The organism is Micromonospora sp. L31 (genome assembly GCF_052068075.1).
GTDB lineage: Bacteria > Actinomycetota > Actinomycetes > Mycobacteriales > Micromonosporaceae > Micromonospora > Micromonospora purpureochromogenes.
Genome location: NZ_JBQHDC010000004.1, coordinates 254,782 through 276,276, shown reverse-complemented (window position 1 = coordinate 276,276; position 21,495 = coordinate 254,782). Strand labels below are relative to the sequence as shown.

Sequence of the window (21,495 nt, the reverse complement as noted above, 5' to 3'; positions counted from 1 at the left end):
CGGACGCACCTTAGTCGGCACTGGCAACAGTCAATGGGACGGTGTTGCCGCCGGCCGAGGCGAGCACGACCACGGCCCGCCGTAATCGGATCGGTGAGCCGGTGCCCCGGCGGGTGATGCGCAGCAGCTGCTGACCTTCCTGATCGGTCAGCCGCCGTACGCGTACAGGATCTGCCACCAGCACAGCCTGAACGCCACAACGCCACCCGGCCGACAGCCCGGGCGTGTCATCCAACACCATGAACGTTCTTGGTCACGGCACTAGCCGCAGATGATCCGCAGCGCGCGCGGGCGGAGCTTGACGTGCACCTGGTCGCCCCGGCCGATCGGGTCGCCGTCCCCGTACGCGACCACCGGCCGGTCGGCGCGTACCGTGACCGAGCTGCCGCGGTAGGACGTGACCTGCCGGCGTCCGAGGTGCCAGCCGGCGCGCATCTGTCGTAGAACGACCGGGAACAGCAGCTTCGGAGCGTGTCGGACCACGACGACGTCCAGCGCTCCGTCGTCGGGCTGCGCCATCGGGGCGATGTGCAGCCCGCGGCCGTAGTACCCGCAGTTGGCCACCACCACCGTGTAGGCGTGCAGCTCCTCCGTCCGGCCGTCCACGGTGATGGTGTACCGGGTCCGTGGCCAGCGCAGCAGCGCCCGCAGTCCGGTGGTGGGATACACCAGCGACGCGGGCAGGCGGGACCGGTTGGCCAGTTCGTTGGCGGCCGCGTCGACGCCCGTGTAGACGCTGCCGACGACCGTCTGCCCGGCGACGCGGAGCACGTCGAGGTGCCGGGGCCGGCCGTGCAGCAGCAGGTCGGCGACGGCATCGGGGGAGTGCGGCAACCGCAGCTGGCGGGCGAAGTCGTTGCCGCGCCCGGCCGGGATGACGCCGAGCAGGCCGCCCAGGTCGGCGACCACCCCGGCGAGCAGCCGGATGGTGCCGTCACCGCCGGCCGCGACCACCACCTCGTCGTCCTGCACCGCGGCGGCGGCGCGCTGGCGGGCCTGCTCGACGGTCTGCGTGTACTCCACCCGGATCCGCGCGCCGGCGGCGCGGAGCTGGTGGGCCACCGGCATCACGCGGGACAGTCCTCGGCGCGCGGCCGGCCCGAGGATCACGGTGAAGGCGCGCACCTACGGCACCAGGATGCCGGGGTTGAGGATGCCGGCCGGGTCCAGCTGCTGCTTGACCGCCCGGAGCAGGTCCACGGCGACGTCTCCGATCTCGGCCGCGTACCAGGTGCGGTGGTCCGCGCCGACTCCGTGGTGGTGGCTGATCGTGGCGCCGGTGGCGGCGATCGCCTCGCTGGCCGCCGCCTTCGCCGTCCGCCAGCGGCCGATCGGGTCCGGTCCGGGCGAGCAGATCACCGTGAAGTACAGCGAGGCGCCGGTCTCGTAGACGTGGGAGACGTGGCCCAGCACCAGCGCCCCGTCGGGCAGCGCGTCGAGGATCGCCTGGCGGACCCGGCCGTGCACCTCCGGCAGCGCCGACCAGTACGCCGCGGTCTCCAGCGTCTCCGCGAACGCCCCGGCGTCCAGCAGCGCGTCCCGCAGGTAGGGGGCGTCGAAGCGGTGCCGTGCCCACTGTTGCCCGGCCTCCTCACCCAGCGGCACCCCGCCGTGCGCGGCCAGCACATCGGCGGCGGCCTCGACGGTGGGCAGGACCTCCTCGCCCTCGTACCCGGCGACCAGCAGGCAGCCTCCCTCGGAGCGTCCGGAGCCGGCGGCCCCGATCATGGTCTCGATCTCGTCGGAGAGCCGCAGCAGCGTGGGTCGCGGCCCGTCCTGCGCCAGCCGCCGTACCGCGTGCAGGCCGTCGGCGAACGACTCGAACCGCCAGCCCTCGTAGTGTGACCGCGCGGGCAGCGGGCGTACCCGCACGGTGACGTCGGTGATGACGCCGAGCGTCCCCTCGCTGCCCAGGAAGAGCTGTCGCAGGTCGGGACCGGCGGCCGAGGCGGGAGCCCGGCCCACTTGGACCGTGCCCCGAGGGGTGGCGACGGTCAACCCCATCACCATGTCGTCGAAGCGGCCGTAGCCGGCCGACGCCTGGCCGGACGAGCGGGTGGCGGCGAATCCGCCGATGGTGGCGTACTCGTAGGACTGGGGGACGTGGCCGAGGGTGAATCCGTGCTCGGCGAGCAGCTCGGTCGCCTGCGGGGCGCGCAGCCCCGCCTGCAGGGTGGCGGTCCGGGACACCGGGTCGACGGCGAGAAGCTGGTTCAGCCGTCCCAGGTCGAGGGCGACGTGCTGAGCCGCGGCGGGGGTGAGCCCACCCACCACCGAGGTGCCGCCACCGAAGGGGACCACGGCCACCCCGAGCCGGGAACAGATGTCGAGGACGGAGACCACCTGGCGGTGGTCGGCCGGGCGGATCACCGCCTGCGGGGCCAGGCGTACGTCGCCGTGTCGCTCCCGCAACAGGTCCGGCGTCGACATCCCCGAGGCGTGGCGTACCCGGGCCTCCTGGGTGGTGATCACGTGCCCGTCGCCGACCACCTGCCGCAGCGCGTCGAGAACCGCGCCGTCCAACTCGCAGTCCGGCACCGCAACCGCCGCCAGTGCCACGACCGACGGCGGGGGCGTCAGGTCGAGCACCTGCGCCAGCAGGCGCGACGCGGAGTCCGGCAGCTTCACGTCCTTCGCGGTTCCCCAGCGAGCCCAGCCGGCGGTCGACGCTTCCCCTCGTGCATCCATGTGTGACAGAGTTACATCGGATGTCACTTGAGCGCAAGGAGGGTGTGTGAACGCATCGTTGACCGGCGCAGGCCGGGAGCGGGACCTGGCCGAGCTGGCCGCCGGCAACGTCGTCGACGTCCTCGTCGTCGGGCTCGGCGTCACCGGTGCCGGGGTGGCGCTCGATGCCGCGAGCCGTGGCCTGTCCGTGGTCGCCGTCGACGCCAACGACCTGGCCCACGGCACCTCCCGGTGGAGCTCCAAGCTCGTCCACGGCGGCCTGCGCTACCTCGCCCACGGCCAGGTCGGAATCGCCTACGAGAGCGCCGTCGAACGCCACGTCCTGCTGACCCGCACCGCCCCGCACCTGACGCGCCCCCTGCCGATGCTGCTTGCCGCGACCGGCTACACCACCGGTTGGCAGGACCGCGCCGCGGCAGCCGGCCTCCGCGCCGGAGACCTGTTGCGCACCTGTGCCGGAACCTCCCGCCGGACCCTGCCGGGCACCCGCCGGCTCGGCGCGGCCGAGGCGAGCGCGATGGCACCGGCGCTGCGCCCGGCCGGCCTCCGCGGAGCCCACCTGTCCTGGGACGGCCAGCTCTGCGACGACGCCCGCCTGGTCGTCGGAGTGGCCCGCGCCGCCGCGGCGCGATCTGCCCGCATCCTGCCCCGCTGTCGCGCCACCGAACTGCACCGCGACGGCGCCACCATCGAGGACACCCTCACCGGGGCCCGTCTGCACGTCACCGCGCGCGTCGTGATCAACGCCGCCGGTGTGTGGGCGAGCAGCCTGACGCCGCACGTACGCCTGCGCCCGTCCCGCGGCACCCACATCGTCCTGTCCGCCGCCCGCCTGGGCGGGCTCTGGACCGGACTGACCATCCCGGTACCCGGGCAGTTCACCCGCTACGTCTTCGCCCTGCCCCAGACCGACGGTCTGGTCTACGCCGGGCTGACCGACGAAGCGGTGGACGGACCGGTGCCGGACGTGCCGGAGCCCGCCGACGCCGACGTCGCATTCCTGCTCGACGTGCTCAACAGCGTCCTCGACCAGCCCCTGAGACCCACCGACGTGCTCGGCGCCTTCGCGGGACTCCGCCCGCTGCTCGCCGACGCGGACGCCCGGACCGCCGACCTCTCCCGACGACACGCCGTCATCGACGACCCGGACGGGATCATCAGCGTGGTCGGCGGCAAGCTCACCACCTACCGACGGATGGCGGAGGACGCCGTCGACACCGCCGTCCGCCGGCGCCGCCTCGCCGCCGGCGCCTGCCGCACCCGCCGCCTCCCGCTGCCCGGCGCCGCGAGCAGGGCCCAGTTGGCCCGGGTCCCCGCGCCGCGCCGGCTCGTTCAGCGGTACGGCACCGAAGCGGTCGACGTGCTGGCCGAGGCGCCGGCCGACCTCCGCCAGCCGATCGGCCCCGACATCCCGGTCACCGGCGCCGAACTGCTCTGGGCCGCCCGCCACGAACTCGCCCTCACCGTCGACGACCTGCTCGACCGACGCACCCGGATCGGACTCGTCCCGGCACACCGCGAGGCCGCGCTGCCCGTGGCGCGGGACGTTCTCGCTCTGGCTGCCGACGGCACGGCGAACCCCACCGGAGCGTCGGCCTGAACGCGCAGGACCACCTTGGCGGGTGCGTCCACCGTCCCGCCCCGGATCCGGTGGCCTTGCGGATGAGCCTCCGGCCGACACAGCCGTCCGATCGTCAGCGCCAGGCCACGCCAGAAGCCGAACCGTTCGAACGATAGGTGTGCCCAGACCTCGGTCTGGTACCGGCGGATGAGGCCGATGGCCAACCGTCGGCCCGCCTTGGGCTGAAGCGGGTGGAGAAGTTCCCGTTCCGCGGCTGCATCCGCAGGGCCCACCGGAGATCCTCCTGGGCCACCGGTCGTACGCGGCACGCCGGGCTTCGCGGGGAGGTTGTCCGGCCAGCGGACGATCAAGGGAAGGAAACACCTACTCCCTTCCACTTTCAACATATAGCGCACCGGGGGACTTGCCGCAAGACCCGGGTCGTGCCGCAAAATTGCCGGCCGAGGCCAGAACCTACGGAAAATGGGAGTCGCGAAAACGAGTTGGTGGGGTTCCTGGACGGCGGCGCACCACCGGTAGGCGTGGGCCTCGGCAGCACGCAAGTGCGCGCATCGGAAGACGTCGCCCGGGTGGCCATCGAGGCGATCCGTGCGCAGAGCCGCCGCGCCCTCGTCTCCCTCTGCAAGCGATCTCAGATCGGAGCTGATGACGTGAATTCCCTGACCACCAGCGCGTTCGACCTTCCCGAGCACCTTTCCCCCAAGGCCGACCCGACGCTGATCGCCCGCGACGAGCAGCACTTCGCGGCCCTCGCGGCGAGCCTGGAGCAGTCGATCGCCGACCTGTCCGACCGCCTCGATGCCGCGCGCAAGGCGCCCGGCGGCAAAGGCCGGCAGGCGGTGGACCGGGACCAGGAGGTCCGCCGGCTGACCGCTCGCCTGCGTGCCCTGCGGCGTTTCGGTGTGGACCTGTGCATCGGACGCATGGTCAGCGAAGACAACCCTGAGCCGGTGTACGTCGGACGACGTGGCCTCACGGACAGCGAAGGTCGCCGGCTGCTGCTCGACTGGCGCTCCCCAGCGGCTGAGCCGTTCTTCGGGGCGACCCACGCCAACCCGATGGGTCTGGCGAGCCGCCGCAGGTATCGCTGGACCCGTGGCCGGATCAGCGACTACTGGGACGAGGTGTTCACCTCGGACGGGCTGGAAGGGCACGCCGCGCTCGACGACCAGTCCGCCTTCATCGCCAGCCTGGGCACCAGCCGGTCGGCCCGGATGCGGGACGTGCTCGGCACGATCCAGGCCGACCAGGACGCCATCATCCGCGCGGGATCGAGCGGCGCGCTCGTCGTCGACGGCGGTCCGGGTACCGGCAAGACCGTCGTCGCTCTGCACCGCACCGCCTACCTCCGCTACGCCGACCCTCGCCTCGGTCATCGCCGCGGCGGCGTGCTGTTCGTCGGTCCGCACCAGCCCTACCTGGCCTACGTCGCCGACGTCCTCCCCAGCCTCGGCGAAGAGGACGTGCAGACCTGCACCCTGCGGGACCTGGTGCCCGAGGGTGCCGCGGCAACCGTCGAGACCGATCCGGACGTGGCCCTCCTGAAGTCGTCCGCGGACCTGGTGAAGGCGATCGAGGCGGCGGTCAGGTTCTACGAGGAGCCGCCGACCAAGGGAATGACGATCACCACCGACGAGTCCGACATCTGGCTGAGCGCCGAAGACTGGGCCGAGGCGTTTGAAGCACCGGACCCCGGTGTCCCGCACAACGAGGCGCGCGACGATATCTGGGAAGAGCTGCTGACGATCCTGATGGAGAAGTACGACGGCGATGAGCCGGACGACCTGGTCCGCAGATCGCTGATGCGGAACAGGGAACTGCTCACGACCTTCAACCGCGCCTGGCCGCTGCTCGAAGCGACCGACCTCGTCGGAGACCTGTGGTCGGTGCCCGCCTATCTGCGCAAGTGCGCTCCCTGGCTCAGCCCGGACGACATTCGGAAGCTGCAGCGCGGCAACGCCCAGGCCTGGACGGTGTCCGACCTGCCGTACCTGGATGCGGCACGGCAGCGGCTCGGCGACCCGGAGGCGTCAGGGCGTAAGCGTCAGCACGAGGCCCTTGTCGCGGTCGAACGCGCGCGCATGGCCACGGTCGTCGACGAGCTGATCGAGGCCCACGCCTATGACGACGGCGAAGGGGTGCTGTCGAGCCTGCGCCAACTGGATCTCCAGGATGCTCTGGTCGACGAGACCGCACTGCCCAGCACCGACCCGGATCTGCTCGCCGGCCCGTTCGCGCACATCGTCGTGGACGAGGCGCAGGAACTGACCGACGCGGAGTGGCAGATGTTGCTGCTCCGCTGCCCGTCCCGGAGCTTCACCATCGTCGGGGACCGCGCCCAGGCCCGGCACGGGTTCACGGAGTCGTGGCAGGAACGGCTCGAGCGGATCGGGCTCGACCGGATCAACCTGGCCTCCCTGAGCATCAACTACCGGACGCCGGAGGAGGTCATGGCGGAAGCCGAGCCGGTCATCCGGGCCGTGCTGCCGGACGCCAACGTGCCGACCTCCATCCGCAGCAGCGGCGTCCCCGTCGTACCCGGATCTGCTTCTGATCTGAACTCGATCCTCGACACCTGGCTCGCGGCGCACGCCGACGGGATCGCCTGCGTCATCGGCGACCCCACATTCCAGCCGGCGTCCCGCGTCCGGTCGCTGACCCCGGAACTGTCGAAGGGGCTCGAATTCGACCTGGTCGTCCTCATCGACCCGGAGGCATTCGGCGAAGGCATCGAAGGAGCGGTCGACCGCTATGTCGCGATGACCCGAGCCACTCAGCAACTCGTCATCCTCACGACATCCTGACACCGTGATCGCCGCCTGACGATCATCAGGACCGCAGCGGGCGGGTCCAGTTAGCCTCCGGCGGAGGGAACATGGCGGCGTTGTCTCGGGGGCAGTCCTTCCTGGACTGGTCCGCCTGCCGACGAGGTCAGGCACCAGCCGACGAGCCGAAGAGCAGGTCGAGGTGGGCATCCAGCGCACCCAACGCCTCCTCGGAGGTGTACTGCCCGCCGAGCAGATAGACGCCCAGCCCTTCCATCAGCGCCAGCAGGCCGGCCGCGGCGGCGACGGCGTTTCGAGACGGGAGGACGCTGGCGATGAACGCGGTCAGCTGCACGGTGTCCTCGCGCAGGCTGGGCGCGGCCGCCGGTCGCACCGCAGTGTAGGCGAGGAACGCCAGCGCCACCCGTCCCTCGTCGCGGGTCCGCTCGTCGAGCGGCAACAGCGCGGCGATCATCGTACGCAGCAACAGCCGAGGGGACGGGTTCTCGCCCAGTCGCGCCATCGCCTCGGTGACCCGGACCTGGCTGCGCTCGCGGACCACGGCCAACGCGAACGCCATCATCTCGTCCTTGGTGCGGAAGTAGTGCTGGACCATCCCGGCGGACACGCCGGCCTCGGCAGCCACGTGACGGAGGCTGACGGCCTCCAGGCCCTGCTCCGCGGCCACCCGCATCAACGCGTCAGCGATGAGCGTACGTCGCTCCTGGTGATCGACCTTCTTGGGCATGACCTCGATCGTTTCACAGTGGATGGCCCGGACACTCCGCCAGCGGGCGGCAGCTACCGGCTGAGGGTTCCGGTCGCGGGGGTGCCCCGTGCGCTGCGCAGGAGGCCGTCGGGGTCGTCGGCGTACAGCCGCAACTCGTCCATCGGCTCGGACCGGCCCTTGGGCAGGTCGAAGGTCGTCGGCCGGCGTAGCAGGACGTCGATGCTCGTCTGGCTGCCGACCGAGATGTACAGCACCCGGCGCTCCCCCTCCTGCTCGACCTGCACCGATTTGCTGGAGGGCAGCGAGCGGTGACGCTTGCGCAGCGCCTCGACGTCCGTCCATGGGATCCAGATGTCGATGCCCGAACTCAGCCGAACCCGCAGGCCTGTGTCCCCAACGACGTGTGGGTGGATCTGCATGCTCGCGTAGAGGCCGGCCATCCAGAGCAGACCCCAGATGCCGAGGACGAGCACGATCCAGCGGGCCGGCCCCCATGGCACCACGTTGGTGACGATCAAGTCGAAGATCGGGATCTCCACGACCGACAGGCCGATGAAGATCCCGAGGATCGGCTTGACCACGCCCAGGTAGCCGAACGGCTCATCGCCCGGCGCCAGCGGCAGCGGCTTGCGCCGCGCCCACACGTACAGGCTGCGCCACATCGCGGCCTCCATCGCGGCCACCCGGCGCAGCAGCGGGCCCACTTTCGCCCGGATCGGGGGTGTCATGTCGGTCATGGTCGTCCTCGCGGTAGTGAGCTGGCGGTCAGGCGGTCAGTGGAGGGTGACGGTTCCGGCGCCGCCGTCCACGGTGACGAGCTGACCGGTGGAGATCGTTCGCGTGGCGTCGGGCACGCAGATGACGGCGGGGATGCCGTACTCCCGGGCCACCGTGGGGCCGTGCGCCATGATCGCGCCGGTCTCGGTGATCAGCGCCGAAGCGGTGAGGAACAGCGGGGTCCAGCCGGGGTCGGTGGTCGCGGCGACCAGGATCTCGCCGGGCTCGATGTGGGCGGTGGCCGGGTCGTGGACGACCCGGGCGGGGCCGGTCACCCGGCCCGCCGACGCACCCACGCCGGCGACGGTGCCGTCGAGGGCGGGCGCCGCCGGCAGTACGGTCTCGACGTCGGTGCCGTCGGAGAGCAACGCCACCGGCACAGCCCTGCGGCGCGACTCCCTGCGGTGTACCGCCCTGCGGGCGGCGACCGTCCCCCGGTGATCGATGCCCTGGTGCACCGCGGCGTGCACCTCGTCGAGGGTCAGGAACATGATGTCGTCGGGCTGCTCCAGCAGCCCGGTGCCATGCAGGTCGGCACCGATGAGCAGCAGTTGCCGGCGCGTCTCCCGCAGCGGGTACAGCCCGGCGAACTTGCCGGCCTCGCGCAGGCCGGCCAACGACCGGGCCCGGCGCAGCAGGAACCCGGCCATCGTGCCGCGTACCGGCCGCCGACGGCGGGCCCGCCTGACCAGCTCCTCGAGAGCGGCCTCGGCCTCGGCCGCGGCCCGTTGGAAGCGCTGGTCGGGCCCCTGGTGCGGATCGGTGACCCGCAGGTAGTTGGCGATCGCCGCGAAGACCGGTGCCGGATCCTCCGCCCACCGCGGTACGCCGAGGTCGACCTCGGCGACGCCGCGATGACCGTAGGCGTCCAGGAAGTCGTCCATCCCGACGTCGGGCAGCGTCCCGCGCAGATACCGCGCGGCCAGCTCGTCCGGCGGGGTGTCGATCAGGAGCTGACGGTGTTCCCCCGCGCCCTGAGCGAGCCGCCAGAGCGCCAGGTTCATCTCGATGGTGACGTTGTGCGGCATCCCGCCCAGCACGGTGTGGATCTCATCCGGGCTCGCGACGCCCTTGAGCAACGAAGCCGGCAACGCGGCGGCCAGCATCCCGGTGACGATCGGCCACATGATCGCGTCGGCGCCGTCCTCGGAGTCCCGCGCCTGCAGGAAGCGGAGCCGGTCGGCGGCGGTCCGCAGGTCGGCGGGGGCCGCCGACCGTACCTTCATCTCCTCGATCGCCTGGAACATTCGGATCCGCGCCGCGTCGGGACGGGCCAGCGCGCGCAGGATCCCCACCACCGCGCGGCCGGCCGTCCGCAGGGACGCGGCCCCCGGCGCCGCGCCGCGCCGCGTGCTGCCCTTGGCCGGCGCGAACCGCGGATCCGCCAGGACGTGCTGCATCACCGCTTGTGCCCGCGGGCCGAAGTCGACCGCCATGAGCTTGACCAGCCGCTTGCGGGATGACCTGCGCCGGGCCAGCTCGGTCAGATCACCGTAGAGGCGACCGCCGATGTCGACGATCTCGACCCGGACGCCGAGCGAGGCGAGCATCGCCGCGATCTGTGATCGCAGGGTCGACATGCCCATCGGGGTGACCGGTTGCAACATCCCCTGGACGTGGCCGAACTCCAGGTAGACCCGGGGGAGGGGCTCCCCGGTCTCCGGAGGGAGGGGAAACAGGCTGGTGATCGGCCGCGATTGCAGCAACCACAGCACGCCGTCTCCGTCGAACGCCCACTCCACGTCCTGCGGGCAGCCGAAGTGACCCTGCAGCCGCTCACCTGTTGCTCGCAGCTCCGCCAGGTGCGCGGATGTCAGACATCCTGCGTCGGCTCGGGTCACACCGTCGAGGACGTAGTGATCTACCGTGACCGCCCCGTCCACCACCGTCGTGCCGAGTCCCGGCGCGGCGTCGACCGCCATCTCGTCGCGGCGACCGGTCACCGGGTTCGCGGTGAACAACACCCCCGCCACCGAAGGGGCGACCATGCGCTGCACGACGACGGCCATCCGCACCGCCTGATGATCGATCTGGCGGGCGTCGCGGTAGGCGGTCGCGCGGACGGTGTGCAGCGATTCCCAGCACTTCCTGATCGCGGCGATCAGGTCCGGGGTGCCCGTGACGTTCAGGACGGTGTCCTGCTGCCCGGCGAAACTCGCCTCCGGCAGGTCCTCCGCGGTGGCGCTGGAGCGCACCGCCACCGGGCCCGCACCGAGCCGCTCGTACGCGGCGATGATCTCCGCCTGCGGAATGACGCCGAGTCGATGAGCCTCGGCGGTAACGCAGAACCCCTCGGGGACCCGCTCACCTCGCCGGATCAGCTCGCCCAGCCCGGCCGCCTTGCCGCCGACCAGGTCGACCATGTCGGCGGTTGCCTCGGACAGCGCGATCACGTGCACGTGGGCCTTCTCTCTATGCAATGCATCTGCATTGCGTCCCACGCTACCCGGTTGACGATGCGACTGCAATGTCACCGCGAGGGGGCAGGCTGTACCGTCCGGAGCGGGACCTGGGTCGGCCGAGATCGCCGCCATGTCGACTGGTGAGTGAGGAACCACAGGTCAGGGCGGCAAGGACCGTGCGAGTGGTCGTGCGGCGGCCGGCGGCGGGCATCAACGCGTGTCGGCGAGCTACCGCTCGACCGGCCGTGGCACGCCGTGCCCGCCTACCCGACGGTCAGCGAGATCTGGTTGCGACTGCTCGAAGCCTACGGACGCCCCACCGTCCGGATTCCGGCGGTCGTCGACGATGGTCTCGTCCCGGGTACGCCCCGAGAGCCCGACAGGCAGGCGGCCGTCCCGTCCTCACCCCGCCGGGGGCGACATCGGCGACTTCGACACCGGCCCTAGTCGGCGACGTGGATGACGATCTTGCCGCGGCGTTTGCCCGTCTCGAGCGCCTCGTAACCCGAGCGCGTCTCGGTGAGGGGCAGTACCCGGTCCAGCACCGGCCGCAAGTGGCCGTGGTCGACGAGCTCGGCGATGGAACCCAACGCGTTCCGCTCGGGCTCGACGATGAAGTACACCCCGCGCACGCCGTGCCGGGCTGCTTCCTGCTCGTCAGGAGGCGTGGCGAGGCTGACCAGAATGCCGCCCGGCTTCAGCACGGACCAGGACCGCGACTGGGTGGCTCCTCCGACGAGGTCAACGACGACGTCCAGGTCGCGGACGTGATCCTCGAAGCGGTCCTGCGCATAGTCGATTGCCTGCTCCGCACCCAGGTCCTGGACGAACTCCAGGTCGGCCGCCGCCGCCGTGGCGCTCACGCGAGCACCGAGGCTGGCCGCGAGCTGCACCACGTAGTTCCCCACGCCGCCGGCGCCGCCCTGCACCAGCACGTGCTGGCCTTCCTGCAGATCGGCGTGGTCCACCAGCGCCTGCCAGGCGCTCAGCGCAGCCAGTGGGAGCGCTGCGGCGTGGTCATGGTCGACGGTGGCGGGTTTGGCCGCCACGACGGCCGCGGGCAGGACGACATACTCGGCGGCAGCGCCATCCCGGGTGAACGGGATCAACGCGTAGACGGCCTCCCCCACGGCGGGGCTCTCCACCCCCGCGCCGCACGCCGCGACGACTCCGGAGAACTCGTGCGACGGGATGATCGGGGTGCGCTCGGGTCCTGTCCCGTCCGAGCTGTGGGTCCAGGTTTCCGGCCAGGTGAGCTCGCGGGGTGTCATGGAAGCAGCCTTCACGGCCACCAACACCTCACCGGGCCCCGGCTCGGGCCGCGGCGCCTCCTCGTACACGAGTTGCTCCGGGCCGCCCCGGCTGTGCGCCCTCACGGCGTGCATCGTGCTCATCCGACGGTTGCTCCCTCCCCGAGGCATGGCGATCAGCGCAGCAGCCCCGGAGGATGAACCCAGGCTGACTTTCGCATTATCTGGCGGTTCGGCAGCCGCCCGCCGAACTTCCGCAATCCCGGGCGCAGACAAGCGTTGCCGAGCACCGTCACCGGCGTCCTGATTCCTGCCTGCACCCTGGCGTCGGCTCACCCGTGCCCCACAGCCCGCCGGAGGTCGGCGTGCGTCACGCCGCTTCCGTGAGGGTGGCGCGGCAGCCGATGGCGTCGACGTTCCACCGCCGGCCCCCGGCCATCACGTTGTGCAGGCGAATTCGGCCGAGTTCGTCGGGCAGATGTGGGTCGGCGACGAGGGTGTCCGCCTGCGGGTTCAGGCCGAGCATGGTGCGGAGTAGGAGCAGGGGTGCGCCGCTGGCCCAGGCCTGCGGGTTGCAGGCGGTGGGGTAGGGCACGGGTTGGCGGCCGAAGGACCGGTCGTAGCCGGAGAACGCCTCCGGCAGGCGGTGCTCGGAGTGACGGGCGGCCTCCAGCATGGCCATGGCGATGCGGTTCGCCTCGTCCCGGTAGCCGTAGCGAGCGAGGCCGGCCGCGATGATGGAGTTGTCGTGCGGCCAGACGGTGCCGAGGTGGTAGCCGATGGGGTTGTAGCCGGTGTCGGCGGTGGACAGGGTGCGGACTCCCCAGCCGGAGAACATCTCGTCGGACATGAGTTGCCGGGCGACGTGCCCGGCGCGGTCCTCGGGCACGATGCCGCTCCACAGCAGATGACCCATGTTGGAGGTCATCGAGTCGACGGGCCGCTTGTCCCCGTCCAGCCCGACGGCGTAGTAGCCGCCCCGGCGCGGGATCCAGTAGTCCCGGTCGAACTGCTCACGCAGCCGGTCGGCCTCCGTCCGCAGCCGGCGGGCCAGGTCCGGGTCCTGCCAGGGGCCGTCGGCGAGTTCCGCGAGGCGCACCTTGGCGTCGTAGGTGTAGCCCTGCGTCTCGCAGGTGGCGATCGGTAGGACCGGGACGTTCCCGTCGGCGTACTGCACGCCGTCCGGGGAGTCCCGCCAGCACTGGTTGCCCAGGCCCTGGTCGGAGCGGGTGGCGTACTCGACGTAGCCGTCGCCGTCGCGGTCGCCGTGGTGGTCGATCCAGCCAAGGGCGGCGTCGGCGTTGCCGCGCAGCCGGCGGACGAGTTCGTCGTCGCGGGTCCACCGCCAGTACTCCGACAGCAGGATCAGCCACAGCGCGGTGGTGTCGGCGCCGCCGTAGTAGGGGCGGTAGGGCTTGAGGCCGAGCCGGGTCAGCTCGCCCGACCGGTACTCGTGGAAGATCTTGCCCGGTTCCTGGTCGGTGAACTCGTCGAACGTGGTGGCCTGGTGGGCGGCCAGCACGATGAGGGCCCCGCGGGCGACGTCGGGGCCGCACATCATGGTCTGGTAGGCGGTGATCAGGGTGTCCCGGCCGAAGACGGTCAGGAACCACGGCAGGCCGGCGGCGATCAGGACGACCGGTTCCCCGGCGATGGTCTTCTCGATCCGCATCGACACGAGGTCGACCGCCGACTTGTGGTAGACGTCCCGGACCAGGTCGGCGTCCGCGTGCAGGTGCGGCTTGCTCGCCGCCCATCGGGTCGACGGATCCTCCATGCCGTGGTCGACGGCCTGTCCGAACTCGCGGGGCGTGGGGCGGTAGTCCTCCTCGCCGCAGCGCAGCGGTACCCACAGCTCACAGCCCCACTGCTGTCCGCGCGCCAGCCTCAAGTTCCATTCCAGCGTGTCTCCGTCCACCTGGTCGGCCGGCGGATCAGCTTCGATCCGTACCGTCGCCGCGTAGTCGCCGTTGCGGTACGCGAACTCGAGGGCCGACCCGTCCGGCGCGTGCCGGCGGACGATGTGTGAGCTGCGGTCCCGGCCGGACTCCTTGATCTCGAACAGGTCCGCGAAATCGGTTCCCACCGCGAGCCGCAGCCGCACCTGTGCCGGCTCGATGCCGAAGTAGCGCAGCTCGACGCGTTCGTAGAGCCCGTCGCCGACGAACCGTTGCCGCCGCACGCCGACCCGGTTGGCCGGCAGCCCCGGTAGCGCCGAGTTGGCCAGGAAGAAGGCCGCCGAGTACGGGTCGACGGTGCCGGAGGAGAGCACCAGCAGCGGTGCGTCGCCGATCGTCAGCACCCACCTGCTCACGAAGCGGGTGTCGTCGTGCACGAGCCCGCCGATGGACTCGTCCGGCACGTTTCCCACGGCGTCGGAGAGCATGAAGGTGCGCCCCTCCAACACGCCGATCGCGTCCGGCCCCAGCTCGGGCGGGAGGTCACGGCAAGCGCCGCTCGGCACGCGACGGGTGGTCCCGGTGACCATCGGATCCATGGGCGTGGGACGCCCGGAGGCTGCCGACACCGACACCTCCTTCCGCTGCGAGTGGGGCTCGCGTCAAGGCGGGCGCGTGTCCGCAGCCTATGAGCGCTCCTCAGGTCCTGCAGGCAGATCGGCGCATCTGTCTGGGTACGGCCTTGAGGGCTGGACCGCGAGGCCCGGGGCCATGCCCGCTGCCTCCGGGCGGCGTCGTCGGGGGTTCGTGTCGCGCCGCCGGTGCGGGGTCGGTGGTCGGCTCAGGGCGCGATGCCGAAGGGACCCATGCTGCCGTAGTCCAGCCGGAGGGCTTCGGCCATTGCCCATGCGTTCGGCAGGGTGAAGACGTCGGCACCGCCGAGACGCTGGCTCCACCGCGGAACGAGTTCATCGGCGGCCCGGGCGGCCACGGCGTCCAGGTAGGCCTTGAAGATGGCCCAGGCGTTGGTGGCGTCGACCGGGGCCAGGATCTTCTGCACGTCGACCGAGGAGAGCGCTGCCTCGGTGGTGGAGCGGAGGTCTTTCAGGTATTCGATCTGCGTCCTGACATCGTCCGGGGTGCCGGGCCGCGTGACGTGTCCGCCGACGAGCTTGTCGAAGGGGTAATCGAGCGTCTGTTCCTGAGCGTTGACGAAGCCGGGGATGTTCGCGGAGACGGCGAGGTTGGAGAACGGGACCCAGCCGGGGAAGATCACGTCCACGAGCATCAGCACACGTTGCGTCGGGGCGTAGATGAAGATGTTTCCCTCGGCGTGGTTGGGGCCCTTGTAGTCGAGCTGGAGGTTGTGGTCTCCCGCTTCGATGGTCAGCGTGTCGTCGAAGACGTGTGTCGGCAGCGGGCGGTTGGGGTCGCGGAGCAGCGCGAGTCGTTCCGCCGTGATCCGGTGCGCGTAGCGCGGTACATCCTCGGGATAGACCGACATCGCTCCGACGTGGTCGGAGTGCTGGTGGCTGTAGACGACCTGGGTGATGGAGCGGCTGGTCACGCTGCCGATCGCGCGGAGAATGTTGTGGCCGAGGGTGGGTGGCGCGTCGACGGCGATGACGCCTTCGTCCGTGACCACGAACATCATCTGGTACATGCCCTCACTGAGCCAGAACACCCCGTCGGCGATCTCCTCCAGGACGTACCCGGCCTTGGGGATCTCGGGGCCCAGGGCGGCCTGCGGCACCGGGGCCGTCGGTAGCTCTCGCGCTCGCGCGGCGAGGTCCGAGTACGGCGTTTCCGACACGTGTGGCTCCCTGCCTCGCCAACCGCACTGACCAACGGTGCCGCTACGGTGCGCCACGGTCGCTGGGTGACGAACCGCCTGGCGCACGCTCGATCGTCCTCGGCGGGGGTCCGGGCCGGCAGCCGTATCGCCCGATGCTCATCCGCAAGGGGACACCCGATGGCTCGGAGGCTCCGCACCCGGTTCGGCCGGGAATGGCTCAGTCGGTCGGCCGCGCGTGCGCCGGCACCTGGAGCAGGTCCAGGCAGTTGCGCCACAGCGTCTCCAACTGTCCCGGGTCGTTGAGCAGCTTCGCGAGCAGGACCCGCCCCTCGATCTGCGCGACGATGGACCGGGCGGCCTCCCGGGATTCGACCGACGGACCGGCCTGGCCCTGCTCCTTCGCCTCGAGGACCACCTGCTCGATGAGGTCGATCTGGGCCTCGAAGATCTCCTGGAGCCGACGGCGGATCTCCTCCGCCTGGTTGCTGAGTTCGAGGGCGAGGTTGCCGAACAGGCAGCCGGCGACCAGGCCGACCTGCTGCTGCCCGGTGCGCTGCACCTCCTCGGTGGCCTCGAACAGGTCCCGCAGGCGGCGCAGCGGGTCGTGTCCGCTGCCGAGCAACTCCTCCCACCGGCGGCGCTGGGTCGCCCAGTGCTCGTCGATGACGGTGAGGGCGAGTGCCTGCTTGGACTCGAAGAAGTAGTAGAAGCTGCCCTTCGGCACGCCGGCGGTCGCGCAGATCTCGGCGACCCCCAGCGCCGCGTAGCCGCGCTGCTCGATCAGCGTGGCGGCTGCGGCGAGAAGTTTGTTCCGTGCGTCACTGGTCCGACCCATCCTTTGACGATACACGACCGGTCGGCTAGCTTTTAGTCGACCAGTCGTCTAGTGGTCGTCCGGCTGCCGCGATCGCGGCTCCCGGCCCCGTCAGCCGCCGTCCTACCAGGGCTTCGGCCAGTCAGGAAGTGGTTCGTCATGAGCAGCAGTCAGGTTCAGAAGGTCGCCGTGATCACCGGTGCCTCGCAGGGCATCGGTGCCGGCCTCGTGGACGCGTACCGCAAGCTCGGGTACGGCGTCGTGGCAACCTCACGGTCGATCGGTGATGCCCATGATCCGGACATCCTCACCATCCGGGGCGACATCGCCGACCCGGACACCGCGCAGCGGGTGGTCGACGCGGCGGTGGAGCGTTTCGGCCGTATCGACAGCCTGGTCAACAACGCCGGCATCTTCGTCGCCAAGCCGTTCACCGACTACACCGACGAGGATCTCGACCAGGTCACCAAGGTCAACCTCGTCGGGTTCTTCCACGTCACCCGACGGGTCCTGCCGCACCTGCTGGCAGCCGGCGGCGGTCACATCGTCACCATCACGACCAGCCTGGTGGACCAGCCCAGCGTGCACGTCCCGTCCGTGCTCGCGTCGTTGACCAAGGGCGGCCTCAGCTCTGCGACCAAGTCGCTGGCCATCGAGTACGCCAGTCGTGGAGTCCGGGTCAACGCTGTCGCGCCCGGGATCATCAAGACCCCGATGCACCCGGTCGAGACCCACGACGCGCTCGCCGGCCTGCACCCGGTCGGTCGGATCGGCGAGACCAGCGACGTGGTCGACGCCGTCGTCTACCTCGAATCCGCGCCCTTCGTCACCGGCGAGATCCTGCACGTCGACGGCGGCCAGAACGCCGGGCGCTGACCGCCAGCACCGCAACCCGTAGACAGGAGCATCCCGTGCCGATCGTCAACATCCAGATCACCCGCGAGGGCAGCAGGCCCGGCGCGTCGGCGGCGACCGCCGAGGAGAAGGCCGCGCTGATCAAGGGCGTGAGCGAACTGCTGCGCGACGTCCTCAACAAGCCGCTGGACTCGACCTTCGTCGTCATCGACGAGGTCGAGACCGAGAACTGGGGCCGGGGCGGCCTGCCGGTCGAGCAGTACCGCGAACAGCAGCGGTCACGCGCCAGCGAATAGGACCGCGTGCGCAGTACCGCGGCGTGCGCTGCGACAGCGACAGTGGGTGACGTCGTCGTGAACCTGCACCGACAGGACCGACGGCAGCCTTGACAATTTCCCCCACCAAGGGGGGTCGGCCGGTGGGCGAAGTCATAGCTTCGCCCACCGGCCGATCATCGTCTCCGGCCCGTGCGCCCGGGCTCACCGCGCCGGCTGAGCCGGCCGCCGGTCGGGGCTTCGCCGTGATCACACCTCCGCTGATCCGCGCAGCGAGTGGTCGATGCCGGCCGAGTCCCGTCAAGGACGCCCGATCCGACCGCCGCCCTCCGCGATCACCCCTGCTCGCCGGTCGCGGTGTCGCCCGCGTTCCGCGCGGTGAGCCAGGTGCTCAAGCCGGCGAGCGCGGCAGGGCCGTAGTCGTCGTCGACACCGCTGGCGAGGTCTGCGATGGAGATCGCCTGTAGGGCGGCGCGCCAGGCGGCGTCGGCGCCGGCCATCGCGCGGGCGATGGGGCACGGCCGGGTACAGGCCTCCTGCGGTGTCGCCAGGGGGCCGCGCTGGCGGATCTCGGTGCACACGAACGCGGGCTGAGCGCCGTCGACGGCGGTGACGACGTCGAGCATGGTGATCAGTTCCGGTGACCTGGTCAGGACGTATCCGCCCGCCTTGCCCTGGACGGAGGTCACGAGGCCGGCGCGGGAGAGTGCCTGCAGCTGTTTGGCCAGATAGCTGCCGGAGACATCGTGCAGTTCCGCCAGCCGGGCAGCCGGCACGGGCTCCGTCGCCGTGGTCAGCACCACGCAGCAGTGCAGTGCCCACTCGACCCCACCTGACAGCTTCATCCGACCCCCCGCTTGACTCGGACAAAGTTTATCCGATTACTGTCTCGGACAAGAGTTGTCCGAGTTCGAGGCGGGGTCCTCGACAAATCTGGCGTGCCTGCGCGGCGCGCGTGGAAGGGTGAGAGCCATGAAGCTCACAGTCATCGGTGGTACCGGAATGATTGGCTCGCAGGTGGTCCAGAAGCTGATCGCGGCCGGACACGAGGCCGTCCCCGCGGCGCCGTCGACCGGCGTCGACCTGCTCACGGGGGAGGGCCTGGACCAGGCGCTGGAGGGCGCTGACGTCGTTGTCAACGTTTCCAACTCGCCAACCTTCGACGAGGCCTCGCTCGGCTTCTTCCGTACCTCCATGACCAACCTGCTGGCCGCCGGGGAGCGCGCCGGTGTCCGGCACCAGGTGGTCCTCTCGATCGTCGGCGTCGACCAGGTGCCCCAGCTCGACTACTACCGCGCCAAGACCCTGCAGGAAGAACTGCTCCGGCAGGGACCGACGCCGTACTCCATCGTGCGTGCCACCCAGTTCTTCGAATTCGTGAACGCGATCCTGTCCTGGACCTCCGACGACACCACGGTCCGGCTGCCCGCCACCCCTGTTCAGCCGATGGCCGCCGCGGACGTGGTCGACGCGGTCGTCGACGTAGCCACCGGGACGCCGCTGCAGGGCATCCGCAACGTCGCCGGCCCGGATGTCTTCGCCCTCGACGACCTCGGCAAGGTCACCCTGGCCGCGCAGCAGGACAACCGGAACGTCGTCAGGGACGACGGGGCCGGCATGTTCGCGGCCGTCAGCGGCGACGTGCTCATCGCGGGCCCGGACGCACACCTGGCACCCACGCACTACCAGGACTGGATGCGGTCCGCCCGCTGACCGGGTGCGCAGCCGTCAGGAGCACTGGCGAGCATCGGGGGCCGGAGTCGCCCCCGATGCTCGCCGCCCGCTTCCCGGTCGGCCGGGCTGCGTCGCCGCGTGGTTCTTCAGCCGGCGGACGGCTTGCGGAGCGCGTCGCGGACCCGGTCGACGACCGCCAGCGCGGGACCGGCCGCCAGGTTGCCCTTGGCCGACTGCGCGCTCGGGTGTGGTCGGGTCGGTGCGGTGGCCTCCGCGGCGCGTACGGTGGCGGCGAGGGTACGCAGCCGGTCGGCCGGCACGTGCTGTCGCAGCCGGGGGAACTCGTAGCGCTCCTCGTAGCGGGCGTGGGTGAGCACCGCGTCACGGAGCAGGATGATGCCGGTGTCGAAGCCGTCGGCCTCGACGCCGCCGGCGATCAAGGTCTTCAGCGTCTCCTTGGCCTGGCGCTCCTCGTCGAGCCGGTCGTCGACCATGGCGGCGCCGCCACCGCCGGGTAGGGTCCGGGCCAGCGGGTGGACGATCTCCTCCTCGGCGGTCTCGTGCGCGGCGAGGAGCCGGACCAGGTCGTCGAACGCCTCCCGGCGGGTGTCGCCGGTGCTGCCGATGACCAGCAGGAAGAGCTGCTCGACGCGCGCGTGCTGGGCGAGCAGAAGGTCGACCACGTCCTCCTCGGGCCCGGGCGTGGCCGGGGCGTCGGTGTCAGGCATGGCTACCTCCCCGGGCGCGCAGCCCTTCCACCGGGTGCGGTCCCTCGGTCTCGATGCGGTACTCGTCGCCGAAGCGCTCGCGGTGCATGTCGATGACCTGCTCGGTGGGCGGCTGCTGACCGTCATGCAGCTGCTGCTGCATCCACTCGAAGCGCTCGTGCGCCTCCGTGACGTAGCCCTCGCCGAGTTTGGTGAGGTCGATCTGGGTGGCCAGCAGGTGGCGCAGGTACTCCTTGTTCGGTTCGAAGGTGAGCGGCTCGGGCAGGCCGGCGCTGCCGACGATCTCCTCCGGCTCGCGGCCGTCGTGTCGGCGCAACAGGTCGGCCGCCTGCTGGAGGTGGGCCAGCTCCATCTGTAGGTGCAGCTCCCAGACCGCCCTGATCCGCGGGTCGCTCTCCTGCTGCAGGAACGAGTAGTACAACCAACACTCGTTGTACTCGTGGGTCAGCAGTCGCTCCCACCAGCTCTCGCCCGGGTCCAGCAGCGACTCGTAGTGGGTGACGTGCTCCTGCTCGATCAGGCTGATCTCCTGGTAGAGCTGGCGCGCGATCGGCTCCATGTACTGGGGGCCGACGTTCATGTAGTAGAACATCACCTGCTGCTCGGCCGAGAGGATCGTCAACGCGTTCAGCTTGGAGCGCGGGTCGACGGAGTTCCGGTCGTACGGGGTACGGACCTCGTCGAACGGGTGCCGGTGCTCCTGCACAGTCGGCCGGCCCGGCATGACCTCGGTGAGGCCGTCGACGATCTTCTCCGCCTTGCGCCGCTCGACCATCTCGTAGAGGTTCGCGTAGCGGTACAGGTGGTCGAAGTCCTCCAGCACCCCGAACTCGTACGCCTGCTTCAGGTAGGGGTCCGGTTCGTGCCGGGCCACCCAGGCCGTCAGGTCGACAGCCACCTGTTCGTAGCCGAGGGTCGTCTCCAGCACGCTCGCCACCCCCGGCAGCAGCCAGTTCACCACCCGCTGCTGCTGGCTCTCCACGTACCGCACGTACGCGAGCTGCCGCCGGACCTCCTGGTCCGGGCAGACGCGGGCGAACTGGTGCTGGAAGTTGATCGCCTCGACCTCGATGCCGTTCATCGTGATGATCCGGCACCGGGTGTAGGGGTCGACCGCCTCGGGATCGATCGGTTCGACGTTCAGTTCACGCCAGTTGCGGATCTGGCTCTCCAGGGGGATTCCCTTGTGATCCAGCGGGTTGAACATGTCTCTCCATTCGCGTCGGGGTGCGCTCGTCGGGTGCTGCCCGGGCTCGTCGAGC

18 protein-coding genes are annotated in these 21,495 nt (G+C 70.8%); 5 read left to right on the top strand and 13 right to left on the bottom strand.

Annotated features, from left to right (window positions below):
* Window positions 1-10 precede the first annotated feature (10 nt).
* Genes ACTMS9_RS14020 through ACTMS9_RS14010 form a run of 3 tightly spaced genes read right to left on the bottom strand, consistent with a single transcriptional unit; the run spans window position 11 to window position 2,688 of the window.
* On the bottom strand, window positions 11-241 hold the full coding sequence (locus ACTMS9_RS14020; RefSeq protein WP_441165118.1) for a hypothetical protein: 231 nt from the start codon (window positions 239-241) through the stop codon (window positions 11-13).
* 20 nt (window positions 242-261) lie between these two features.
* A complete protein-coding gene (locus ACTMS9_RS14015) occupies window positions 262-1,125 on the bottom strand; it encodes a diacylglycerol/lipid kinase family protein (protein ID WP_441146400.1) in 864 nt (287 codons plus the stop codon).
* Window positions 1,126-2,688, bottom strand: coding sequence for an FAD-binding oxidoreductase (locus ACTMS9_RS14010; protein WP_441146398.1), 1,563 nt, complete (start codon window positions 2,686-2,688; stop codon window positions 1,126-1,128).
* Window positions 2,689-2,734: 46 nt separating this feature from the next.
* On the opposite strand from ACTMS9_RS14010, the gene ACTMS9_RS14005 reads away from it, so the two are divergent.
* Together ACTMS9_RS14005 and helR are read left to right on the top strand one after the other, a co-directional pair.
* Entirely contained in the window at window positions 2,735-4,288 is a 1,554-nt protein-coding gene (locus tag ACTMS9_RS14005; protein ID WP_441146396.1) for a glycerol-3-phosphate dehydrogenase/oxidase, read from the top strand.
* A 641-nt stretch (window positions 4,289-4,929) separates the two neighbouring features.
* A complete protein-coding gene (gene helR / locus ACTMS9_RS14000) occupies window positions 4,930-7,074 on the top strand; it encodes an RNA polymerase recycling motor ATPase HelR (RefSeq protein ID WP_441146813.1) in 2,145 nt (714 codons plus the stop codon).
* A 127-nt stretch (window positions 7,075-7,201) separates the two neighbouring features.
* Here helR and ACTMS9_RS13995 read toward each other — a convergent pair whose 3' ends face one another.
* The 7 genes from ACTMS9_RS13995 to ACTMS9_RS13965 form a co-directional block, all read right to left on the bottom strand.
* Window positions 7,202-7,783, bottom strand: coding sequence for a TetR/AcrR family transcriptional regulator (locus ACTMS9_RS13995; protein ID WP_441146394.1), 582 nt, complete (start codon window positions 7,781-7,783; stop codon window positions 7,202-7,204).
* 53 nt (window positions 7,784-7,836) lie between these two features.
* A complete protein-coding gene (locus ACTMS9_RS13990; protein ID WP_441165117.1) occupies window positions 7,837-8,493 on the bottom strand; it encodes a PH domain-containing protein in 657 nt (218 codons plus the stop codon).
* A gap of 45 nt (window positions 8,494-8,538) precedes the next feature.
* Window positions 8,539-10,962 carry a PEP/pyruvate-binding domain-containing protein gene (locus ACTMS9_RS13985; protein WP_441165116.1) on the bottom strand — a complete coding sequence of 808 codons (2,424 nt, stop codon included), beginning with the start codon at window positions 10,960-10,962 and terminating at the stop codon, window positions 8,539-8,541.
* A 425-nt stretch (window positions 10,963-11,387) separates the two neighbouring features.
* Window positions 11,388-12,338: an NADP-dependent oxidoreductase gene (locus ACTMS9_RS13980; protein WP_441146388.1), complete on the bottom strand. Its 951-nt coding sequence runs from the start codon at window positions 12,336-12,338 to the stop codon at window positions 11,388-11,390.
* A gap of 226 nt (window positions 12,339-12,564) precedes the next feature.
* Window positions 12,565-14,658 carry an amylo-alpha-1,6-glucosidase gene (locus tag ACTMS9_RS13975; RefSeq protein ID WP_441165115.1) on the bottom strand — a complete coding sequence of 698 codons (2,094 nt, stop codon included), beginning with the start codon at window positions 14,656-14,658 and terminating at the stop codon, window positions 12,565-12,567.
* A gap of 275 nt (window positions 14,659-14,933) precedes the next feature.
* Window positions 14,934-15,845, bottom strand: coding sequence for an MBL fold metallo-hydrolase (locus tag ACTMS9_RS13970; RefSeq protein WP_441146384.1), 912 nt, complete (start codon window positions 15,843-15,845; stop codon window positions 14,934-14,936).
* Between the two features lie 259 nt (window positions 15,846-16,104).
* On the bottom strand, window positions 16,105-16,722 hold the full coding sequence (locus ACTMS9_RS13965) for a TetR family transcriptional regulator C-terminal domain-containing protein (RefSeq protein ID WP_441146382.1): 618 nt from the start codon (window positions 16,720-16,722) through the stop codon (window positions 16,105-16,107).
* A 138-nt stretch (window positions 16,723-16,860) separates the two neighbouring features.
* Here ACTMS9_RS13965 and ACTMS9_RS13960 point away from each other — a divergent pair, with 138 nt between their 5' ends.
* Window positions 16,861-17,577 (top strand): SDR family NAD(P)-dependent oxidoreductase, encoded by a 717-nt coding sequence (locus ACTMS9_RS13960; RefSeq protein WP_441146380.1) that lies wholly within the window; start codon window positions 16,861-16,863, stop codon window positions 17,575-17,577.
* Between the two features lie 35 nt (window positions 17,578-17,612).
* Window positions 17,613-17,852: a tautomerase family protein gene (locus ACTMS9_RS13955; protein ID WP_441146378.1), complete on the top strand. Its 240-nt coding sequence runs from the start codon at window positions 17,613-17,615 to the stop codon at window positions 17,850-17,852.
* Window positions 17,853-18,166: 314 nt separating this feature from the next.
* On the opposite strand, the gene ACTMS9_RS13950 is transcribed toward ACTMS9_RS13955, so the two are convergent.
* Entirely contained in the window at window positions 18,167-18,676 is a 510-nt protein-coding gene (locus ACTMS9_RS13950) for an RrF2 family transcriptional regulator (RefSeq protein WP_441146376.1), read from the bottom strand.
* A gap of 55 nt (window positions 18,677-18,731) precedes the next feature.
* On the opposite strand from ACTMS9_RS13950, the gene ACTMS9_RS13945 reads away from it, so the two are divergent.
* Window positions 18,732-19,544, top strand: coding sequence for an SDR family oxidoreductase (locus ACTMS9_RS13945; RefSeq protein ID WP_441146374.1), 813 nt, complete (start codon window positions 18,732-18,734; stop codon window positions 19,542-19,544).
* 107 nt (window positions 19,545-19,651) lie between these two features.
* Here the strand turns inward: ACTMS9_RS13945 and ACTMS9_RS13940 are convergent, their stop codons facing one another.
* Together ACTMS9_RS13940 and ACTMS9_RS13935 are read right to left on the bottom strand one after the other, a co-directional pair.
* Window positions 19,652-20,233, bottom strand: coding sequence for a hemerythrin domain-containing protein (locus ACTMS9_RS13940; protein ID WP_441146372.1), 582 nt, complete (start codon window positions 20,231-20,233; stop codon window positions 19,652-19,654).
* A complete protein-coding gene (locus ACTMS9_RS13935; RefSeq protein ID WP_441146370.1) occupies window positions 20,226-21,440 on the bottom strand; it encodes a hypothetical protein in 1,215 nt (404 codons plus the stop codon). The genes ACTMS9_RS13940 and ACTMS9_RS13935 overlap by 8 nt, the downstream gene beginning before the upstream one ends.
* Between the last annotated feature and the right edge of the window lie 55 nt (window positions 21,441-21,495).